Raw genomic sequence first — 19949 nt, 5'->3', positions numbered from 1 at the left:
GCGGTCACCTGCCCAGCAGGGCGAACGGGTCGTGCCCGGCGTCGTCGTGGTCGGATGCCCCGTCCGGCGGGGTGAGGCCGGTGGGGACGCGGACCCAGGTCCGGGTCACCCGGCGGCCGGTGAAACGGCGGTCGACGGGGTCGAAGGAGACGGGGGCGTCCTGGAGCCGGTCGTCCCCGTCCGGGTCGTCCAGCGTCACCGGGCGGTCGATGGCGGCCGGGCCGCGCTGGGGCCCGCCGTCCTCGGCCCGTTCGTGACCGAGCTGTCGGGCGTACAGGTCGCGGGCGTACGCGGAGACCGCCCAGGGGTGGGTGCTCAGGACCTCGCCCAGGGAACCCGGGTGGACCCCCAGGGCCAGCGGCAGCGAGGGCACACAGGAACGGCGGCCGAGCGCCAGCGGGAAGGCGGGGGCCCGGACCGCCCGGTCGAGCCGGTCGAGCAGGGCGCGGGGGCCCGCGAGGGCGGCGAGGAAGACCGCGTCCTGAAGGTAGTAACGGGTCGTGACCTGCGTGTACTTCGCGGGGGACGTAGGCCGCTGGGTCCCCTTGGCGCCGACGCCCGCCTGGGCCAGCGGACGGCCCCGATGGTCGCTCGCGGTGTGGTAGTCCCGCAACAGGGTCCCGGACCGGTCGACGCGGACCCCGAGGCGCAGCGCCCGCAGATCCTCGATGCAGGCGCCCCGCGCCCGCCCGTCGGCGGCGGCGAGCAGCCCGATCACCCCGGACTTGGTGGGCTCGGCCCCGGTCTGGCGGCTGTTGAACGCACTGGCGGAGCCCCAGGACTGGAGCGGGCCCGCGAGCCGCAGCAGCAGCACGGCCCCGGCAGCGGCTGCGGCGTCCGCACCCCCAGCACCAGCACCAGCAGCGGCACCGGCACTCTGAGGGCCATGGGCGCCGGGAGGGGTCATCGCGGCCCCCGCAGCAGCGTCGCCAGATGGTCCCCCAGACCGGCCAGCAGCGCGGGGAAGTCCACCGGGTCGCCGAACGCGTCCCGCAGCTTCCCGGCGGTGTCCGCGCTGTCCTCGTACGCGTGGCAGACGGAGGTGAAGGAGGGGGTGTCGCCCCAGTTGCGCACGGCCCGTGTGTGCTCGTCCGCGAGCGCGGAGGCCGACTTCTCGGAGATGCCCCGGACGGAGGAGACGGGCCGTTCGAAGGCGGAGACGAGGTTCACCGGCTGGTCGGAGCGGACCACGACCGCGACCAGGCTGGGCAGGGTCCGATGGGCGAAGGAGTTGGTGTAACCGGAGGGGACGGAGCGGGCGAAGGAGCCGACGAAGTCCCGGACGCCGTCGACGGTTCCCTCGTCGGACCCGCCGAGGTTGTCGTGGAGCTGGTGCAGCCCCACCGTGGCGTAGCGGTAGAGGGTGGCCGAGTTGAAGCCGATGGTGCCGATCATCCCGGCGCCCGGTCCCTCGTCCTTCGTCTCGTCGTCGACGGCGGTGAAGTAGTCGAACTCCAGCTCCACGGCATGGGTGGACAGGGCGTGGGCGACCTGGGTGGCGGCGTCGACCTTCAGCGCGTGGACATCGGCGACCATCCGGCCGAAGAGGGCCACGTCGAGCGGGTGTCCGCTGCCGAACCTCCCCCGTACGTCGAACGATTCGACCCGTTTGGCCAGCGCCTTGTCGTCGAGCGCGGCCAGCTCCAGGGCCTCGTCCTCGATCAGGCCGACCACGGCGTCGAGCTGGCCCCGGCCGTAGAAGAAGAGATAGGCCGTGTCGCCGTCCTTCTTGCCCTCCTTGATCCCCAACGGGGCGAGCAGCGCCCGCGCGAGCCGGGCGGAGCCCTCCGGCGGCACCTCGGTGAGCTGCTCGATCCGCCGGGCGAGGACGTCGGCGACCCGCCGGGTGCGGGTCGCGAGGCCCTCCCGGGGCAGCCGTTCGGTGAAGTGCATCCGGGTGGCGCGCTTCCACGCCTGGGACGAGACCCGGGAGCGGCGCACCCCGCCGAACATGGCCTCCTTGGGGTTGCCCTGGTCGTCGCGGTTGAGGTTGGCCGGGGGGACGGTCTGGAGGATGTGGACGTCGATGTAGGCGCGGGGCGCGGTGTCGGTCACGGGGCCGGTCACGGGGTCTCCTGGTCCGGTGCGCGGTGTGCTGGGGCTGTCGCGGTGGTGGCCGGTGCGGGGGCCTGCCCGGCCGGGTCGGGGGCGGAGGGGACGGGTTCCTCGGGCACGTCCCGCTTGTCGGTGTGGTAGGCGAGCCCCCAGGTCCGGCGGACGCGCTGCCGGGACTCGGGGTGGGCCCAGTTCCGCAGATCGCGCAGGAGCTGGTCGTAGTCGAGGGGGATGGCGGCGGACCGCAGTTGCGGGATCAGCCCGCGCAGCCGGTACAGCAGGGCGGGCACGGAGGTGGCGTTCACGGCGGCGGCGGTACGGCGGTCGAGGGCGTCCGCGCTGACGCCGCCGCTCTGCCGCAGCCTGCGCAGGGCCTCGCCGAGGCCCACGCCGGGCCGGTGCATGGGCCTGCGCCGGCTCTGCTGGTGCAGGCCGTAGAGGGAGAGGGCGCCGTGCTCGGCCTCCAGTTCGGGGGTGGGCCTGCCGTCGGTGCGACTGGTGTAGTGCTGCCACAGCGACGGAACGGTCCCTGCGGGCTTCCCGAGACCCGCGCGCAGGGCCGCCAGGTCCTCGCCGGGCGGCCCGCCGGTGTGCTCCTTCCGCCAGGCGCCGTCGGCTCCCACATGGCGGTGCCAGTAGCGGGGCGGCCCGGTGCGGCGCGCGGCCCCGGGCACGGTGTCCCGTTCGGGCGCGGTGTCCCGTTCGGGCGCGGTGTCCCGTTCGGACCGGGTGTCGGACGGGGTGCCGGCCGGGGTGTCGGACGGGGATGTACCGGCGGTCATGCCGCCCCCTCTCCATCGGGCGCCGTAGCGGACCTTCCGCCGGGCCCCGCGTCGGGCTTTCCATGGGGCTCCGTACCGGGCCTTCCGCCGGGCCCCGCGTCGGGCTTTCCGCCGGGGCTTCCTTGGTGGCTTCCTTGGCGGCTTCCGTCGGGCTGCTCGGCGCGGAACTCCTGCCCCGGCGGCCCCAAGGGCTGCCCCTGCACCACGGACGACAGCGCGTTCCCACGGCCCTTCCGCCGGTTCGCGCGCCGCCACAGGGTGTCGTCCAGCGTGTCGCGGAAGGTCCGCTCGGCGGTGCTCAGCCGATAGGTACGGGTCTTTCCGCCCTGGACGAGGACGCTGCCCTGGAACAGCCCCGGCGGGCTCTGCGCCAGCAGGTGTTCCGCCACCTTCCAGGTCTCGCGGCCCGCTTTCTCCTCCCAGGCCCGCAGCAGCTCGTCGACGCGGTCGAAGTCCTCGTCGGACGTGCGCAGCAGCCGCAGCAGCAGCCGTACGACCGGGTCGAGCGCGTGCAGCAGGCTCTCGCCGGGGTGCTGCCACTCGCCCCCGGGGACCGGCCGGGCACCGGCGGCGCGGCGCAGGTCGGCCACCAGCCGGTTGACGGCGTCCGCGAGCCGCTCGGCCTGGGCCACGGCCCCGATCAGGGCGGCCCGGACCAGACCGTCCCGGCGCAGGGCGGCGACCGGCAGCGGGAGCTCGTCGTGGAAGGTGTCCTCGATGGCACTGAACTTGCTGTTGTAGGCGATCCCGGTCAGCTCCAGCCGGAGCGGATAGTCCGGCGGCAGCTCCGCACCGGCCTCCGCCAGTTTCACCAGGATCTGGGCGGTGTGGAAGCCCTGGCCGACCTCCGTGGCGTCCTGCTGCCAGGTCGATCCCTCCACGGCGAGCAGCGCGTCGAGCCCCCGCCAGGCCGCCCGTCCGGCGCGGTGCCGCCGGGGCCGGATCTGGAGGGCGTCCGGGTCCTTCGCGAGCCGTTTGCGGTGGACGGTCTGGCTGTCGACGGTCCACGCGGTGTGGAACTCGTGGTCGGGCTGGAGCCGCAGCCGGTCGCCCGCCGCCACGACGACCCGGTTGACCTCGGGCTCCCCGTCCCCGTCCGCATCTTGGGGGGCGGTCTCGGGGACGAGCCGGATGCGGCGGGCCTGCCAGGTCCACGCGTCGAGCGGGCCGCGCGGGGGGCGGCTGTCCCAGCCGGGGGTGGCCGTGGACCGGGTCTCCTCGACGGGTCCCTCCCGGTCCCTGCGGCGCCACTGCGGCAGATCGCCGGCGAGCCGGGTCACGCCGAAGGGGACGTTCAGCCACAGGCTCTCGTACAGGGTGCGGCCCATCGGCAGCACGAGGCCCAGCGCGCCGAGGGGGCCGGTGGGGTTGCCCATGACCTTCCCGGCCCTGGCCCGGGGGTCCCCGAAGGCCCCGGTCTTGATGGCCCCGGGGTCCCAGCAGTGGGTGTGGAGCAGCCAGTGGGCGGCCCGCCCGGGGCTGAGCCGGGGCGCCTGTCCGTCGGTCCGCGCGGACCAGAAGGGGACGTTGTTCCCGCTCGCCGCCGTCGCGACGATCAGTGCGGAGTTCCGGGTCTCGTCCTTGCCGGTGCGGAGCCCTCCGACCTGGGCGAAGGGGTCGACGGGGTCGAAGAGCCCGAACCGGTCGCGGTGCTCGTCCAGGTACTCCGTCAGCCGCTCGGCGGCCTGCCCGGTGAAGCCGTCCGGCGCGTGGAAGTGCTCCGCCCACTCCTCGGGGGTCTCGGGGAAGCCGAGCGCGTCGACGACGACGGGCAGCAGCACCTGGCGCAGGATCGCGGGTTTCTGGGTGGGGAGTTCGACCTCCAGGTCCGTGTAGCGATGGGCGTTCAGCAGCAGTGCGCGCAGGCCGACGGAGTCCTCGCCGCCGTCGTCGCGCCGTGCGACGAGCCAGGGTGCTTCGATCAGATCCACAGCTCTCCCCCCATGGGGCTCCGTCGGTCCGGGGGATTCTCCGCCGGGCCGTGGCCTGTCCCGTCGACGGAGCTGCCGGACAGGCCCCGTTCGGCTTCGGCTTCGACTCCGGGTTCGACTCCGACTCCAACTTCGGCTCCGGCATCAGCTCCGGCATCGGCTTCGACTTCGAGTCCGGCTTCGGCTTCGGCTTCGGCTTCGACGAGTCCGAGATCGGCGTCGTAGCGCACCGCACGGCCGCCGAGTACGCCCCGGTGGTGCTCGTCCAGGATCAGCACCCGGGCCGTCACCAGGCGGTAGTTGACCTTCGGTTTCCGGCCCCAGACGGGGAGCGGCCCCAGCTTCAGCGCGGGCTGTCCCCACCAGCTCACGGGCAGTTCCACGGTGTGGCGGCGGACGAGGTCGACCAGCCGGTCGTCCCGGTCGGCCACGAAGCCCTCGGGGCCGAGGGCCGTGCCGCACGGGGTCCGGTAGCCGGTGCCGTCCCGGACGAGGAGGATCGCCTCGGCCGCGGCCCGGTCGCGGACCAGGGCGGACAGGCCCTCGTCCCCGTCGGCCGGGGGCAGGCCGATGTAGCTCAGCCCGCCCAGCGTCCGCCCCCGTCCGTCGCCGCGCCGGGTGAGCAGTCGGGGGACGGCGCGCTCCACCCGCCGTTCCCGGTCCCGTCGCGCCTGCTCGCGCGCCGCCCCGGCGGTGGCCCGCCAGCCGTCCGGGAGGTCCGTGTCGCCGTCGGCGTATCCCTCGCCGACCAGCCGGGGGACGGCGCCGGGCAGCCGGGCGCCCGTCCGGGCCGCGCGGTGGACCAGGTGTGCGGCGCGGAGCAGCGGATGACGTCCGTAGAGGGCCGTGGAACGGGCGGGGAAGCGCGGCGGCCCGCCGGTCCCGGACACGGCGGTGGTGCCGGTGACGACGAGCCGGGGCGCGGCCAGGCGGACCGGCCGGACCACGGTGGTGTCGCGGTGCAGCCGTCCGGCGCGCTGGAGCAGCAGATCGATGGGGGCCAGATCGGTGACCAGGAGGTCCACGTCCACGTCGAACGCCTGCTCGGCGGTCTGGTCGGCGACGACGATCAACCGTCGGGGCCGCTCCGGGGAGCCGGGGGCGAGCTGCCGCAGACAGTCGTCGGCGATCTCCGCGCGCCGCTCCGCCGTGAACTGCCGGTGCAGCAGCAGGACCTCGTCGCCGAAACGGGTGCGCAGCCCGGTCCAGAGGGTCTGGGCGCGGTGGGCGGTGTTGCGGACGACCAGGGCGCGACCGCCGTCGGCGAGCGCTTCGCCGAGCAGGGCGGCGACGGCCCGATCGGCGACGGCCCGGTCGACGGCGGTGTCCTCCGCGCCCTCGGGGCCCTCCGGAAGGATCTCGACGATGACGTCCCGTTCCCTCAGCGCGCTGGCACAGCGGCGGACGACGCACCGGGGTGCCGCTCCGTCGCCGCCGTGGTCGTACCGGACGGCGGTCACCGAGGGGTATCCGTCGGGCTGCGGAAGGCCGTCGTACGTGTACTCCTCCTCGCCCGCCGCGCCCGCGAGGTACGCGTCCACGAGGGAGCGCCGCTGCCCGGCGGTCAGGGTCGCCGACAGCAGGACGACGGGGACCCGGGCCTGCCCCAGCCAGCGCAGCCCTTCCTGGAGGTACTGCTGGGCGTGGACGTCCACGGCGTGGATCTCGTCCAGGACGACCACCTTGCCCGGCAGGCCCGCCATGCGGAGCATCACGAACTTGGTGCGGGTGGTCGCGTACAGGAGCTGGTCGAGGGGGGCCACGACAAAGGGGCAGAGCAGCCCGCGCGCGTAGTCGAAGAACCACTGGGCGGGAACGAGACGGGGATCGCCCGCGGTGCCGTGCACCGCCGCCGCGGGTTCCTCTCCGCAGTGGCCGACGGCGTCCTGGGGCAGCAGGACGTTCCAGCTCCTGTCGAGGGTGCGCCGCCCGTGGAGCAGGGCGACCGCCGGGGCCAGGGCCTCGTCGATGCCGCGTACCCACTCCCGTACCCGCCGGAACATCGGGTCGCAGGTGGAGTGGACCGGCATACCGACGAAGACGCCTCCGGCGCCGGTGCGGGCGGCGAGGGTCTCGGCCGCGATCAGCCCGGCCCAGGTCTTGCCCTCGCCCGGGGGCGCCTCGACGATCAGCAGGCCCGGCCCGTCGAGTTCGCGGGCGGCGCGGGCCGCCAACTCCTGCACGGGGCGGGGGTCGTGGCCGAAGCGGCGGCGGAACGTCCCGGGGCCCGGCTCGGCCAGGTACCGGAAGCCGCCCTGGAGCCCGATCGCGGCCCAGGCGGCCTCGGCACGGCGCCGCGCCCCCGCGTACGACACGTCCTCCAGGACATCGACGCCGGGGAAGTTCTCCGGGCCGGAGGCGATCCAGTCGGCCATCACCACCAGGCCGCTGATCTGGAGCTGGAGAGCGCGGGACGGCGGACGGGCGGGGCACAGAGCGGCGAGGCCGTCGAGGCCGTCCCCGAAGCCGAGTTCGTCCAGAATCACGCACATCAACTTCTGCCGGACTGCTTCCCACGCGCTGTCACCGTCGACACGGCGCAACGCGGCGGGCGGTGACCCGAGGGCGCTCTCCACGGGGAAGAACCCGTGGTGTCCGGCGACCAGCGGCCACACCCACCGGATGTGCTCCTGCGGCCAGCCCGCTCCGGTCAGCAGCGGACGCAGCAGAAAGGCCCCCGCCGGGGCGTGCTCCCACCTGTACCGCTCCCCGATCTCCTCCTCCCAGCCGAGTCCGGCGGCGGGCAACTCGGCTGCCAGCTCGGGCCGCTGCCGCTGGTGGGAGGGCGTGGCCTTGCCGAAGTCATGGATGCCGCAGAGCCACATGAGCAGTCCGCGACCCCGGCCCGGACCTCCGGCCACCCGGTCCAGCTCCTCGTGGACAACGCGGGGCAGAAAGCGGTCCCACATCACTCCGGCGACGGCCGCCGTGTCCAGCAGATGCGAGAGCAGCAGATTCATCGTGCCGCCCGCCCGATCCGGCGATTTCGCCCACAGAATGCCCAGGGCGCGCCGGATGTCCAGCGGCCCCCGCGCTCTCATGTCGCGCACTTTCCCCCTGGCGGCCACGTGCTTCCCCCCTTACCGCCGTGCGACCGGGTGCCATGATGCCGCTGTGGGAGACGAAGTCCTTCTGGTTGACCGGGCTCTCAGGGAGAGTTTCGGCCAGGATCTGTTGACGGAGCTGATACCCGACGCCCTCGGAGCCGTCGATGCGCTGCCGTATCTGCGTCCCACGGCGGAACCGCCGCCGCTGGAGGTCGGCTGGATCACGGTCCCTCCGGCGTGTCGCGCGGAACCGGCGCCCGTGGTCGGCCCCGACGTCCGCGCCCATCTGCACGCCCTCGCCGAACGGGCCCTCGCCGGGTACCGGCCACGCCCGGAGGTGTTCGGCTACCGCTCCGCCACCTGGGAGTACCGGCACGGCTACCGGGCCCGGCAGGAGCGGCTGCGCGCGCTCGGGGAGTGCCGCGACGAACTCCCGTACGTCCTCACGCTGGACGTCCACCGCTTCTTCCGCTCCCTGCCGCTGGACGTGCTGCTCCGTGCCGCCTGGATGACGGGCGCGCTCGCGGAACGGCTGACCGCGCTGCACACCCGTTCCGGCCGCTGTCTGCTGCCGGGGCACCGCTGGGCCAGCAGGCTCGGCACGGCGGTACTGGACCCCGTCGACGCGGTGCTGGCGGAACGGGCGCCGGGGCGGTGGGTGCGCTGGGGCGACGACTGGCATGTGTGCGTGTCCGGAGCCGACGAGGCACAGGAGGTGCGGGCGGCGATGACGGCGGCGCTCGCCGGGCTCGGACTGCGGCCGGCCACCGGGAAGACCGGCGTCGGCCCGGTGGACACCCTGCTCACCGGGGTCGCCCGGGATGTGGCGGGACCGGCGGAACGGGTGTGGCGGCAGGGGCTGGCGACGGACGACCTCCGCTCGCTGCGGTACGCGCTGCCCCGGCTCGCGCCCGGGGCGGAGGTCAGCCGGAGCCTGCCCGGGGTGGTCCGGGCCCGGCCGGAACTCCTGCCGCGCGCCGTGCGTTATCTGGACCGGGCGGTGGGCACACGGGAGGGGCTGGCCGCCGCGCACGAGCTGCTGGAGGGGGCCGGGGAGGGCGACCCGGGTCAACTCTTCGCGGCGGTAGGGCTCTTCGCGGCGGGGCGGCTGCTGGCGCTCGCGGGACGGCACCGCGCGGTGGCCGACGCGGTCCCGGACGCGGTGCTCGCGGCGGCGGCCTCGTCCGGCATCCCGGCGCTGACGGCACTGGCGGTGCGGGCGGGGGCGGTCGGCGGACGGCCCGGCGGGCTTCCGGAGCCACCGGTCCGCATGCTGCGGTGGCTGGAGCGGGGAGCGGACGTCCGGGACAGCCCGCCGTCGGTGGACACCCTGCTGTGAGCCCTGAATCCACAGGGAGGCAGGCGACATGGACGACGTGTGGGGCACCGCCCGGACGCCCACCCGGGACCGGCAGTCGCTGCGCGCGATCGGCGCCGTGCTCGCCGGTCTGAACCGGCTGCTGCCGCCGCACGGCTGGCACCTCAAGGGCTCGGCGGCGATCCTCGGCCGGATCGGCCCGGGGGCACGGATGCCGGAGGATGTGGATCTCTCGCTGCCGGAGAGCGCCGGTCCGCTGCTGCTGACGGCCACCGGGCTGCCGCCGGGGCCGGGCGGCGAGCGGATCACGGTCCTGCGGACCGAGCCGGTCGTCTTCGGCTCACCGGGCCGGGCGACCGTGCACCGGGTCCTCGTCGAGGTGGACGGGCCACCGCCGCACGGTCCGCGGGAGCGCCTGGACGACCGGGTCCTGCACGACCGCGAGCTGTACGGCCGCGAGCTGTACGACCGTGTCCTGCTGAACGTCCTGCTGACACCGGACGACTCCGCCGCGCACGACACCCGTACCGCCCCGCTCGCCTTCCCGTACGGCGGGAACGGTCCGGGAGCGGCCACGGTCACCGTCCCGGCGGCGACGCTCAGCCGCTGTCTCGCCCAGAAGCTGCTGCGCTACACCCGGCGGCGCGAGAGCGGGAAGGTCAACACCCGTTGGTCCGATCTGCTGGACTTCCTCCTGGTGGCCAGGTGCCACCGGGCGCCCCGGCTCTCCCTGGACGGGCTGCGCCGCGATGTGGCGGCCGAGTTCGCCCCCATGCGCCGCGCCTGGCCGCTCCGGCTGCCCCCGCCGCCCCGGGAGTGGCTGGACTTCTGGGACACCGCCGTCTTCCGCACCGCCCCGGCCCTCGGCCGCCTCCCGGAGGCGGCGGACCGCCTCGCCGCCTTCTGGCACCCGGTCCTGGAGCGCCCCGCACCGCCCTTCGCATCCCCGTCCGCCGCTCCGGCCGCGCACGGGGATGCCCTGTGGTCGCCGCGGGCCTGGCGGTGGGAACCGGGCCCGGACGAACCGCCGCACGGGCGGCACGGAGCCGCTACGGCGCCATGAACAGCATCGAACTCGTCAGGTCGTTGTCCGCCCAGAGGTCCGGTATCCGTTTGCCCGCGTGGAGCCAGACATAGGGGCCCTGGCGGTTGAGTTCACGGTAGAGACGCACCGAGCACTGGCTGTAGACCTGCATCGAGCTGAGCCGGTCGTTCCAGCCGGGGGGCAGCGAGTCGAGGATCTGGCTGCCCGCCGTCCGGCAGTCCCTGGCGTAGAAGGAGATGTGCGCACCCCCGTAGAAGGTGTGCTCCCAGGCGGTCGCCACATGGACCATGTCGTCCATGTTCCGTGCCTCCGTACGGACTTCCAGCACCGCCGGACCGTCCGCTGCCGTCGCCGGTCCCGGGATTCCGAGGACCAGCGCCAGTCCGGCCGCGATCGCGAGTGCCGCTGAGGATCTGAAGGGGGTGAACGCCATGGTTCTCCTTGGGGTGTCCGACGGCCCTGCGGAGCCGGTGCGTCGACGGGCCGGGGGGGCAGACATCTCTTCGCTCTGTGGCACGACGACGTCCATGCGGCGGTTCACCCGATTGGCCCTTCTCTGGGCGGACTCCAGTACGGCGCGCGACCCCACCCTGTGAACACATCGTTCACAACGCCACATTGACATCACAAGGGTCGTTCCCTAGCGTCTGTGCCATGGAAGAGACCACCGGTTCGACCTCATCCGATGTCTTCAGTCCGACGGACCCCGCCGCCCAGCGGGTCGAGCGCGAATTCGCCGCGCTGATACGGCTCAACGACCGCCACGCCGCCACCGAGGAACAGCGCGTCCGACCCGCGCGGACCCCGGTCGTCACCCCGCACGAGGCGGTCCGGCTGACGGTCGCGCTCGCCGCCAACGCGGGGCTTCGGGAGGAGGACGAACCCGAGGTCGACCGCAGCGACATCATTGCCGCGCTGTCGCTCGTGCCGCGGATGCGGGGGGATGTCGACATCTTGGAGGAATCGCTTCTGGCGATGGCCCGGGGGCGGGGTCTCACCTGGCAGGAGATCGCCTTCGGTCTCGGCCTCGGCAGTACGCAGGCCGCGCGGCAGCGTTATGAACGGCTCAGCGGGCGGACGGCTCGGGACCAGTAGCACGACGACGTGGGCCGGGGCCTTTACCTCCCCCCGGGCGGGAGTGTGCCCCCTTCCGGCACCGAGTGGCCGTCTGCCCGTGGTGGGGGGTGCAGGGTCGTCCCCGGAAGGGACCGGCGGACAAGGGCCCGCGCCCGGACGACGGACGCCCGGTCTGCCGGCCCTGAGGAGTCGAGCCCGGAGGCCCCCACCCCCGCACCCGACGGGTGACCCGAGCAAAACAAGCCCGTTGGGGGTACCCCCTCTGGGGGAGATTGAGGACGGACCCCGCACCAACGCAAGGCTCACGCGTAAGCCGACGGACCCCCGGCCCCCGCCCCGCGCGGCCCCATCGTCGGGGGCCAGCCCCCGAACCCCCGCTCCTCAAACGCCGGAGGGGCTGAATTTCGGGCACCCCCACGAGGCTGAAGTGTGCGGGCAGCCCGCACAGATCAGGTCCATGGGAGGGGTGCCCCTCCGGGGGGATTGAGGACGGCCCCCGTGCCACCGGAAAGGCTCACACGCGGGCCGATGACCTTCCAGGCCACCACCCAGGCACGGGCCCTTGTCAGTACGGGATCTGGGGAACCCCGGCCGAAATTCACCTCACACCCGAGAGAAGCACCCCCAGCCGTGGCCACGCCACCACCGGCAGGTGAGACCGCCACCAGGACCGCCACCGATAGGCGTGAGCAAGATGGTGGAAGCCTGGCGCGGTGGGGCCGGTCGTGTGCAGGGCGGTCAGGAAGGCGAGCGCCGCGTCCGCCTCGGGTGGGGTGAGGCGGTGGCCGAAGAGACGGGTCGCGGCTCCGGAGTACGCAGTGCCTTTGAGGGTCTTCGTCACATGGAGGGCGAACTGCGCCTGGCGGGCGGCTGCATCGGGGTCCTGGCCGGTCAACAGGGTCAGACCCGCGCCGCTCGCCATGCGGCCCACGGTGCGGCGGTTGGCGGCGCCGACCGCCGCACGGGCCGTCGCCTCGTCGGCGACCACACCGGACAGCCCGTCCCCCAGCGTGGCGAAGACCCGTCCCCGTTCACCGACCGCGTCGCTGATCACCCGCAGATGCTCCGCGAGCAGCGTCTCCCGGGCCAGACGCAGCCCGTAGGCGCGGTCGAGCACGGTGCCCAGGGGCAGGCCACCCCGGCGCCAGGACTCGGCGAGCGGCAGCAACCGCTCGGCGTTGCCCTCGGTGAGACGGGTGCCGCCGGTCAGACGGGTGCCACCGGGGCGGGCGAGCGTCCCCCACTCGATGTCGTGGACGTCGGTCACCAGGTGGACCCCCGTTCCCGTGGGGCCGGACCAGCCGTCCGCGGAGAGCACCCCGGGCAGCCGGGGGTCCTCGCCGGGGCCGGCCCCGGGGCCTTCGCTCCCGTGGGGGCGTACGAGCACCCCGGCGAGCAGGGACGCGAGACGTGCGACGGGGTACCGCTCCGGGAGCCGTGCCAGCGCCGTGTCCGCGTGGTCCGGCAGCGCGCCGGGGGCGTCCCGGCGGGCGCGGGCGGCCATCGACACGGTGTAGCAGGCGCGCAGCAGCGTCTCCCCGCGGTCCGCCGCGCCGCCGTCCAGGACGGGCCGGGCCCACGCCCAGCCGTGCCGTACCCCGTTGCCGGCGCCGGTGTGCCGGTCGAGCAGCCGGGCCGGTGCCGGGGTGCTCCCGGGGCCCACGAGGACGAGGTCCTTCCCGTAGTACGAGGGATGCCAGGCGTCCCCGGCGGCGTGCCCGATCCGGGCCAGGCCGCGACGGACCCGGGCGAGTCCCGCCCCGTGGTCCGCGCTGTCCTCGACGGCGGCCCGCAGGGCGCTGGTGACGACGACGAGCGTCAGGGCCGTCCCGGCGGCCGTCTCCTCGGCGATCCGGGTGAGGACGTCACCGCTGTCGGGGCAGCCGGGCGGGAAGCCGGGGGCGTGCCGGGGCGGCCACCGGAAGCTCAGCTCCGGCGGAGCCATCGGCGCCACCGCCTTCCGTCCGCCCGCGCCGCCGTCCCGGGGCGCCTGCGCCGGAAGAGGTCGACGAGGAGCCGACGCAGCCCGGGGAAGAACACCACGAGTGCCGCCGTAGCGACCGCTATGACACCCAGGAAGCGCCATAGGGAGGTCGTCCCCGCCGACGGGAGCCCGGCCCAGACGGCGAGACCCGCGGTCAGCGGCAGACCGAACGCGGCGATCAGCCCCAGGATCGCATTGGTGGTGGCGGTCTCGGCCGCCTGCACCTGCCGGGAGAGTTCGCCCAAGTCGCCGGTGAGCCGTTGGAGTGCGTCGGGCAGCCCGGCGGCTCGCTGCCAGGCCCGGGTCATCTCGTCGACGTTCTCCTGCCGACCGAATCCGGCGGACCAATAGCTCCGGCGAAACACCAGCAGTTCGCGTTCGAGCAGGGCCACGGGCCGACGGCCCGGTTCCCGTTCGGCCACCCGGGCCACCTCGGCGCCGAAGGCGTCCAGCACGATCTGCTGCAACCGGGCCAGGGCCAGGGCATCGGCGTAGAGGGTCGTCAGGTGGTAGGCGGCACCGGTGTAGTAGTTGCGGGCTGGTTCGGGGTCGGCCCCGATCAGGGTGAGCCCACGCGAGCCCAGTGCGGCGCGCACGCAGTGCGGCAGCGGGAAACGTATCCCGTCGAGCTGTTCCCGCGCCTCATCAGACGGCGGGTACTGCGTCGCGTGCTGCATGGACCACAGCCACTGGTCGAGGAGTTCCCACTCGGGGAGGTCCGCCTCGTAGGGCGGGGGCAGCGCGCCCCGAGGGGTCATCAGGGTGCAGTGGACCGCCTTGCGTTCGAAGTCCGCAATCCGGCAGCCCGGCGGCAGTTGGTCGGCGACCCACATGCGCTGCGCCGGGTGCGGCCGGTGCGCGTTCACATCGGCACACTCCTGGAGGGTCTTCGCCATCCGGACGGGTGCGTGGGGCGGCAGGGTGCCGTGGAGAAGGGCCACCCCGTTCGCGACAGGCGGGGTGCCCATGGCGGCCAGGGTCTGGCGTGCGGACCCGGTGAGGCGGATCAACTCGACGGCATCGAGGCGGAAGCCGAAGGGGGAGACCACTGGGCCGGTCGTCTCCCGGTGCCAGCGGACCTCGGGCGACCACAGGAGCGGGGTGAGCCCGGCATCGGTGTACGCCGCCCGGCGTTCGGCGTGGGAGACGACCTCGTCGTGACGTCCCGCGCGCCAGACGCGCTCCAGCGGGCCGGGACGGAACGGTTCCGCCGGGGTCCTGTCCAGGAGGACCGCGACGATGAGCACCGCATCCCTGCGGACGAGCGTGTTCGGATCGTCGCGGTCCGGGGCCGCTCCCCCGTCCGGCGCCTCCGCCGTTTCCGTGCCGCTCACGCGAGGCACCCCAGCGCCCGCCGCAGGTGGGCCCGGCGTTCGGCGGGGCTCACCCGGGTCCAGCGGACGGGCTCGCCCGAGATTTCGTCATCGACGAGGACGAGGGAGTTCCGGTGCAGGGGGGCGCCACGGGCGACCAGGGTCAGAGTGCCGGGAGGTGCGGTGGCGCGGTGCAGGGTGCGGGCGGACATGCCGTAGTGGTCGCCCGCGCGCAGAGTGGTGGTGCGGACCGCGGTGACAGCGACGCGGCGGGCACCGTCGGCGTCGAGGCGGTAGCCGTCGCCGTGCGGGCGGTGGCGGACGGCGGTCCGGTCCGTCGCGCGGGGCGGCCCGGCGGGGGTGATGTCCACCACGGTGTTGTCGAGGGCGCCGCTGAGGAGCGTGGAGGCGAAGTCCCAGCGGTGGTTGTGGATGTGCGCGTCCTCGCAGCCGTCCTGCCAGACGTGGAGGAACAGCCGCCGGGGGTCGTGGGCGAGCCGGGCGAGGGGGAGTTTGACGAACCCGTTGGGGTGGGCGACGGCCGCCGGGGCGCGGGGCGGCAGTAGTCCGCCGTTACAGACGCCGTCCCAGGTGCCGTGCAGGGCGGCCCGCAGCGCCGACTCGGCCAGTCCGAGGGAGACGAACCCGATCGTCCCCGCTTCCGGCCCCCCGGGGACCGGACTCGTTCCGCCGGTTCCCCCCGCGGTGCCCCGTTTCCCGTTCCCGCGCACGGCTCCCCCTCGGTGCTCGTCCTCGGTGCTCGTCCTCGGTGCTCGTCGGCCGACTGCGGCGGCGCGGCCGAACAGCGGCGGTCGGGGAGCAGTCAAGCAGCCCGTCCCCCCGCCGACCAGCGCGACGGGGGAACGGGCTGTTCACCGTGGACGGCGCGGGGTCAGCCCGCCCAGACGTCCTCGACGTAGCGGTCCTCCGCCATCAGGGCGGAGAGCCACGCGTCGGCGGACTCCTCGTCGCCGCCGGTGTGCTCGCGGTGGATGGCGCGGAAGGCGTCGCGGACGGCGGGGGCCATCCGGCGGCCGTCGCCGCAGACGCGGATGTGGGCGCCGGAGCGGAGGAGGTCCCAGAGTTCGGCGGAGTCGGCGGCGATGCGGTGCTGGACGTAGCGGGCGCCGTCGACAGGGGACCGGGAGAAGGCGGGGCGGAGGCTGACGGCGCCGGTGGCTTCGGCGGCTTCGAGTTCGGCGCGGTGGAGGTAGTCGACGTCGGGGTGGTCGCAGCCGAAGTAGCTGACCAGCGGGGCGGGGTCGGTGCCGGCGGGGAGTGCGGCGCGGTCGGCGATCTCGGCGCGGAAGGGGGCGAGCCCGGTCCCGGCGGAGACGAGGATCGCGGGGACGGAGGGGTCGTCGGGGAGGCGGAAGGCGTCCCGGCAGGGGGAGATCCGGCCGTGGACGGTGTCGCCCGGCGCGAGGTCCGCCATATAGGCGGCGCCGGTGCCGAGGAAGGTTCCCTCGCCGCTCCGGTGGGGCACGGGGGCGGCGGCGACCATCAGGTCCGCGCTGCCCGGCGCGAGGGCGGGGGAGGACGAGACGGAGTAGTAGCGGAGGTTCATCGGGACGAGGATGTCGAGCAGGTCCGCGAGGCCGGGGCGGCAGGAGGCGTTGCGCTCCAGCAGATCGGTCACCGTGGCGGTGGCCGCCGTGGGTCCGTCCGTGGGCCCGTCCGCGTGGCGCTCCAGGGTGGCGCGCTCCGGCGGGCAGGGCGCGTGGGCGGCGAGCGCGCGGGCCTGCCGGGCGGTCGCGGGCCGCCCCAGTTCGACGAGGTGCGTGAGCAGGGTCCGTACGGTCATGGGCTCGCCCGTCGGCAGCGACGGGCCCCGCCCGGTGGCCCCGGGGGCGGCGCCGAGGACGACGGTCCGCTCGGGGTCGAGGCCGAGCACGGCGGCCGTACGGTCCACGAGGGCAGCCGGGTTGGCGGGGCGGACCAGCAGATGGTCGGCGGTGCGGTACTCCATGCCGTGGGCCAGGTCCAGCCGCAGAAAACGCTTGGAGCGGCCGAGAGGGTGATCGAGGTCGGCGAGTTCGCCGGTCTCGACGACGGTGAGCGGGACGAGCCCGTCGGGGACGGGGAGCCCAGGGGCCGCGTCGGTGTCGGTGACGGTGTGGCGGGGGCCGGTGGGCACGGCGGGCCGCTCCGCGTCGGCCGCCTCAGCGGGGTCGACGGGGACCCCGTATCGGTCGAGGAGCGCGCCCCAGACCCGGCCCGACCAGCGCTCGACCTCGGTGGCCACGTCGGCGGAGACATCGACGGCGGCACGCTCCACGAGCGGGGTCGACCCGGCGGCGGTGAGCTGCTCGTCGATCAGGGTGGGCACCCGCTGATAGGTGGCGGCCCAGTTGCGGTCGCCGATACCGAGGACGGCGTACGGGACATCGGCGGGTGCGGCACCGCTCTCCAGCCACTCCACGAAGCGGCAGGCGTCGTCGGTGGGGCGGCCGTTGTAGGAGGAGGCGACGATCAGCACGGGCTGTCCGGGGGCGAGGGCGCCGACGGCGTCGTCCAGCGGGGCGAGGGAGGTGCGGAAGCCATGGCGGGCGCCCTGGTCGGCGAGATCGGCGGCGAGCGTGCGCGAGGTGCCGAGGTTGGAGCCGTGGAGGACGGTGAGAGTGGTGCCAGGGGCGCGCAGCCCGGCGGGCACCGCCGTCCCCGTGGCCCCCGGACCACCCGTGGTCCCCGACGGCCCCATGGCTCCGGCCCGTTCGGCCGTTTCACGTGAAACAGTGGCGGCCCGGCGGCGCTCGGACTCCTCCCGCCGCACCGGGACGAGGGTGAACCCGTCCGGCTTGATGGTCAGCGTCTCCTTGATCTTCAGCTCGTAGTCGGCGTGGTCGATCAGCCGGTAGCGGTGGACGATCAGGCCGAGCATCAGGGTGGCCTCGTGCAGCGCGAACTGCCGTCCGATGCAGGAGCGTTCCCCGTTGCCGAAGGGCTTGTAGAGGTGGCCGGGGCGGCTGTCGGCCTGCTCCGGGTCGAAGCGGGCGGGGTCGAACAGCTCGGGGTTGTCGCCCCAGGCGGGGTCGCGGTGGAGCACCGGGGTGAGCACGGTGAGCGGCTGGCCCTTGTGCACGGGGTAACGCCCGCCGATGACGGTGTCCTCCAGGGGTTCCACGGCGAAGGCGGGGGCGGTGGGCCACAGCCGCAGGCTCTCGTTGAGCACCTGGCGCAGATAGTGCAGCCGTCCGATGTCCTCGTATGTGGGGTCGGGGTCCGGGTCCGTCCCCCACAGCGCGTCGGTCTCGGCGCGGGCCGCCGCGAGCACGGACGGGTTCTTGAGCAGGTAGTAGAGGGCGAAGGAGAGGGCGCCGCTGGTGGTCTCGTGTCCGGCGATCAGGAAGGTGAGCATCTGGTAGCGGATGTTCATGTCGTCGAGCGGCTGGCCGGTGTCCTTGTCCTCGGCGTGCAGCATCAGCCCGAGCAGGTCGTCGGCGCTGTCCGCGCCGCCGTCGCTCGCCGCGCGGCGGCGGCGCACGATGTCGTCGGCGAGCCGGTTCATGGTCTCGATGTTGATGCGCTGGCGGGCCTCGGCGCCCCGGCGGAGGAAGTCCAGCCCGGGTATGAACGTGTCCTTCCGCTGGGCGTGGTCGAGCGCGGAGACCATCGCGGTGATGAAGGGGTGCGGGGTGGTGCGCTCGAAGCACTCGAAGTCATGGCCGAAGCCGCAGAGGCCGATGGTGTCGAGGGTGAGCCGGGTCATGTCCTCGGGCACGTCGACGGGGGTGCCCGCGTTCCGGTCCCAGGCGTCGAGGACTCGGCGGGCCACGGTCACCATCGTGGGGTGGTAGGCCCGCAGGGCGTTGTAGGAGAACGCGGGCATCAGGATGTTGTGCGCCTTGCGCCAGTTGGGCTCGTCGCCGAAGGCGGTGAAGAGGCCGTCCCCGGCGAACTCCCGTACGGCGGCGATGGGTTGGACGGACTTGCGGAAACGGGTCTCGTCGCACAGTTCGGCGACCAGCTCGGGGCCCGAGACCATCCAGCAGTCGGTGTCGAAGAACCGCAGGTTGAAGAGGGGACCGAGGGCGCGGGCCTCACGCAGGGTGTGCTCGGTGAAGCCGCCGGCAGGGACGCTGAGCGCGTGACCGAAGAGAGGCAGCCGGGTGCGCTCGGGCACAGAGCCCGCCCCCGGCGCGGTGCCGATACGGCGGCCCGTGGCGCGGGTGCTGCGGCGGAGTGCTGTCGACGGGTTCATCGGCCCTGCCCTTCAGTGGTCCTTGCCGGTGCGGGTGGACCGGCCGGCCCGGGCCCCGACTGAGACGGGTGGCCCTGGACGGCGCGGCTCCGGGACGGCCGCTGGTGGGCGCCTTCCCGAGCTCCACCATACGCATGACTTTGTCAGGTGACAATGTCGCTCGACACGAGCAGTTGACAGAGGCGGTGGACTATGTCGCTATAGTGCTTTTCATGGCTCATGTAACCGCCGCCGAGCGGCGCCCCCAGTTGATCGCCGCCGCTGTCTCCCTGATGGCCAGGGAGGGGGTCGCCGCGGGCAGCACCCGCGCGATCGCCGCCGAACTGGGCGTGGCGCAGGCCACCGTCCACTACACGTTCGGGACCAAGGCCGATCTCTACCGGGCGGTCCTGGAGACCCTCACCGAGGACGTGATCGCCCGGGTACAGACGGCGGCCGAGCACGCGACCGGCCTGGAGGAGGCGATGCGGCTGACCGCCGATGCCTTCCTGGAGGATCTGACCGGCCGCCCGGACCTCAATCTGCTCTGGCTGGAACTGGTCGCGCACTCACTGCGCACGCCGGAGCTGCGGACGGTGGTCGCCCGGTACCACGAGGAAACGGCCGCCATCGCGGCGAACGTGCTGCGGCGGCTCTCGGAGCGCTCCGGCCAGGAGTACGCGGTGGAGCCCGAGGCACTGGGCCGCTTCCTGGTGGCCGGGCTCGACGGGCTCTGCATGCACCTGGTGATCCAGGGGGACTCCGCCCCCGGCGAGGAGACGCGCCGCGCGCTGGACCTACTGGTCACGGCGACGGCGGCGCTGGCGTACGGGCGGGACGGGCAGAGCGGGCAGGACGGGCAGCGGGGCGCCTGAGCGGGGCGGGGCGTCCGGGCCGGACCCCGGGGCACCCGGGGTCCGGGTGGCCGACACCGTTGAACCCCGGCAGCGGCTCAGCCCCGCGCCTTGAGCCCGGGCGGGCGGGTCTGCCGCGCGGGTCCGACGGCCCGGGGCCACCGGGCCGGAGGCTGCGGGCCGGACGGCATCCGGGGCGCCTGCGGCCCGGACGCCCGAGCGCGCCGGCAGCGCCCGAGCCCGAAGCGTCCGAGCGTCCGAGCGGCCGGGGCCCGTCGCCACGCGGGTCCGACGGCCCGGGTGGCCCGCCCGCCGCGTGGGGTCCACTCGCCTCGTCGGCCCGCTCGCCGTGGTGGCCTGCGC

The 19949-nt window shown here is 74.4% G+C and carries 14 protein-coding genes; 4 read left to right on the top strand and 10 right to left on the bottom strand.

The window, feature by feature from the left end; all coding sequences use genetic code 11:
* Window positions 1-4 precede the first annotated feature (4 nt).
* The 5 genes from cas5e to CRV15_RS14790 are packed head-to-tail and all read right to left on the bottom strand — an operon-like array spanning window position 5 to window position 7809.
* Window positions 5-907 carry a type I-E CRISPR-associated protein Cas5/CasD gene (gene cas5e / locus CRV15_RS14810; protein WP_003961018.1) on the bottom strand — a complete coding sequence of 301 codons (903 nt, stop codon included), beginning with the start codon at window positions 905-907 and terminating at the stop codon, window positions 5-7.
* The gene (gene cas7e, locus CRV15_RS14805) at window positions 904-2067 is read right to left on the bottom strand and encodes a type I-E CRISPR-associated protein Cas7/Cse4/CasC (protein ID WP_003961019.1); all 1164 of its coding nucleotides are present in this window, start codon (window positions 2065-2067) and stop codon (window positions 904-906) included. The genes cas5e and cas7e overlap by 4 nt, the downstream gene beginning before the upstream one ends.
* On the bottom strand, window positions 2064-2837 hold the full coding sequence (casB, locus tag CRV15_RS14800; protein WP_003961020.1) for a type I-E CRISPR-associated protein Cse2/CasB: 774 nt from the start codon (window positions 2835-2837) through the stop codon (window positions 2064-2066). The genes cas7e and casB overlap by 4 nt, the downstream gene beginning before the upstream one ends.
* Window positions 2834-4768: a type I-E CRISPR-associated protein Cse1/CasA gene (gene casA / locus CRV15_RS14795; RefSeq protein ID WP_003961021.1), complete on the bottom strand. Its 1935-nt coding sequence runs from the start codon at window positions 4766-4768 to the stop codon at window positions 2834-2836. The genes casB and casA overlap by 4 nt, the downstream gene beginning before the upstream one ends.
* Window positions 4759-7809, bottom strand: a complete 3051-nt coding sequence (locus CRV15_RS14790; protein ID WP_003961022.1) for a CRISPR-associated helicase/endonuclease Cas3 — start codon at window positions 7807-7809, stop codon at window positions 4759-4761. The genes casA and CRV15_RS14790 overlap by 10 nt, the downstream gene beginning before the upstream one ends.
* 73 nt (window positions 7810-7882) lie before the next feature.
* On the opposite strand from CRV15_RS14790, the gene CRV15_RS14785 reads away from it, so the two are divergent.
* Window positions 7883-9154, top strand: a complete 1272-nt coding sequence (locus CRV15_RS14785) for a reverse transcriptase family protein (RefSeq protein WP_003956872.1) — start codon at window positions 7883-7885, stop codon at window positions 9152-9154.
* A gap of 28 nt (window positions 9155-9182) precedes the next feature.
* Window positions 9183-10196, top strand: a complete 1014-nt coding sequence (locus CRV15_RS14780) for a hypothetical protein (RefSeq protein ID WP_003956871.1) — start codon at window positions 9183-9185, stop codon at window positions 10194-10196.
* Here CRV15_RS14780 and CRV15_RS14775 read toward each other — a convergent pair.
* On the bottom strand, window positions 10183-10611 hold the full coding sequence (locus tag CRV15_RS14775) for a peptidase inhibitor family I36 protein (RefSeq protein ID WP_009996727.1): 429 nt from the start codon (window positions 10609-10611) through the stop codon (window positions 10183-10185). The two genes, CRV15_RS14780 and CRV15_RS14775, sit on opposite strands and share 14 nt — an antisense overlap.
* A 221-nt stretch (window positions 10612-10832) precedes the next feature.
* Between CRV15_RS14775 and CRV15_RS14770 the strand changes: the two genes are divergently transcribed.
* Window positions 10833-11273, top strand: a complete 441-nt coding sequence (locus tag CRV15_RS14770) for a hypothetical protein (protein WP_003956869.1) — start codon at window positions 10833-10835, stop codon at window positions 11271-11273.
* A 580-nt stretch (window positions 11274-11853) separates the two neighbouring features.
* On the opposite strand, the gene CRV15_RS14760 is transcribed toward CRV15_RS14770, so the two are convergent.
* The 4 genes from CRV15_RS14760 to CRV15_RS14745 form a co-directional block, all read right to left on the bottom strand.
* Window positions 11854-13200, bottom strand: a complete 1347-nt coding sequence (locus CRV15_RS14760; RefSeq protein ID WP_003961024.1) for a hypothetical protein — start codon at window positions 13198-13200, stop codon at window positions 11854-11856.
* A complete protein-coding gene (locus tag CRV15_RS14755) occupies window positions 13182-14573 on the bottom strand; it encodes a hypothetical protein (protein ID WP_003961025.1) in 1392 nt (463 codons plus the stop codon). The genes CRV15_RS14760 and CRV15_RS14755 overlap by 19 nt, the downstream gene beginning before the upstream one ends.
* Entirely contained in the window at window positions 14570-15283 is a 714-nt protein-coding gene (locus CRV15_RS14750) for a hypothetical protein (RefSeq protein WP_003961026.1), read from the bottom strand. The genes CRV15_RS14755 and CRV15_RS14750 overlap by 4 nt, the downstream gene beginning before the upstream one ends.
* 161 nt (window positions 15284-15444) lie before the next feature.
* Complete coding sequence (locus tag CRV15_RS14745; RefSeq protein WP_003961027.1) at window positions 15445-18753, bottom strand: bifunctional cytochrome P450/NADPH--P450 reductase; 3309 nt, start codon at window positions 18751-18753, stop codon at window positions 15445-15447.
* Window positions 18754-18965: 212 nt separating this feature from the next.
* Here CRV15_RS14745 and CRV15_RS14740 point away from each other — a divergent pair, with 212 nt between their 5' ends.
* Window positions 18966-19607, top strand: coding sequence for a TetR/AcrR family transcriptional regulator (locus tag CRV15_RS14740; protein ID WP_003956863.1), 642 nt, complete (start codon window positions 18966-18968; stop codon window positions 19605-19607).
* Window positions 19608-19949 lie beyond the last annotated feature (342 nt).

Source organism: Streptomyces clavuligerus, assembly GCF_005519465.1.
In the GTDB taxonomy this organism is placed as follows: Bacteria; Actinomycetota; Actinomycetes; order Streptomycetales; family Streptomycetaceae; genus Streptomyces; species Streptomyces clavuligerus.
The sequence above is the reverse complement of the archived record's forward strand: the minus strand, read 5'-3'. Positions and strand labels throughout refer to the sequence as shown.

Coding starts and splice junctions, on each gene's coding strand:
- cas5e (WP_003961018.1), bottom strand. CDS start 907: ATGACCCCTCCCGGCGCCCATGGCCCTCAGAGTGCCGGTGCCGCTGCT.
- casB (WP_003961020.1), bottom strand. CDS start 2,837: ATGACCGCCGGTACATCCCCGTCCGACACCCCGGCCGGCACCCCGTCC.
- CRV15_RS14790 (WP_003961022.1), bottom strand. CDS start 7,809: ATGAGAGCGCGGGGGCCGCTGGACATCCGGCGCGCCCTGGGCATTCTG.
- CRV15_RS14780 (WP_003956871.1), top strand. CDS start 9,183: ATGGACGACGTGTGGGGCACCGCCCGGACGCCCACCCGGGACCGGCAG.
- CRV15_RS14775 (WP_009996727.1), bottom strand. CDS start 10,611: ATGGCGTTCACCCCCTTCAGATCCTCAGCGGCACTCGCGATCGCGGCC.
- CRV15_RS14770 (WP_003956869.1), top strand. CDS start 10,833: ATGGAAGAGACCACCGGTTCGACCTCATCCGATGTCTTCAGTCCGACG.
- CRV15_RS14760 (WP_003961024.1), bottom strand. CDS start 13,200: ATGGCTCCGCCGGAGCTGAGCTTCCGGTGGCCGCCCCGGCACGCCCCC.
- CRV15_RS14745 (WP_003961027.1), bottom strand. CDS start 18,753: ATGAACCCGTCGACAGCACTCCGCCGCAGCACCCGCGCCACGGGCCGC.
- CRV15_RS14740 (WP_003956863.1), top strand. CDS start 18,966: ATGGCTCATGTAACCGCCGCCGAGCGGCGCCCCCAGTTGATCGCCGCC.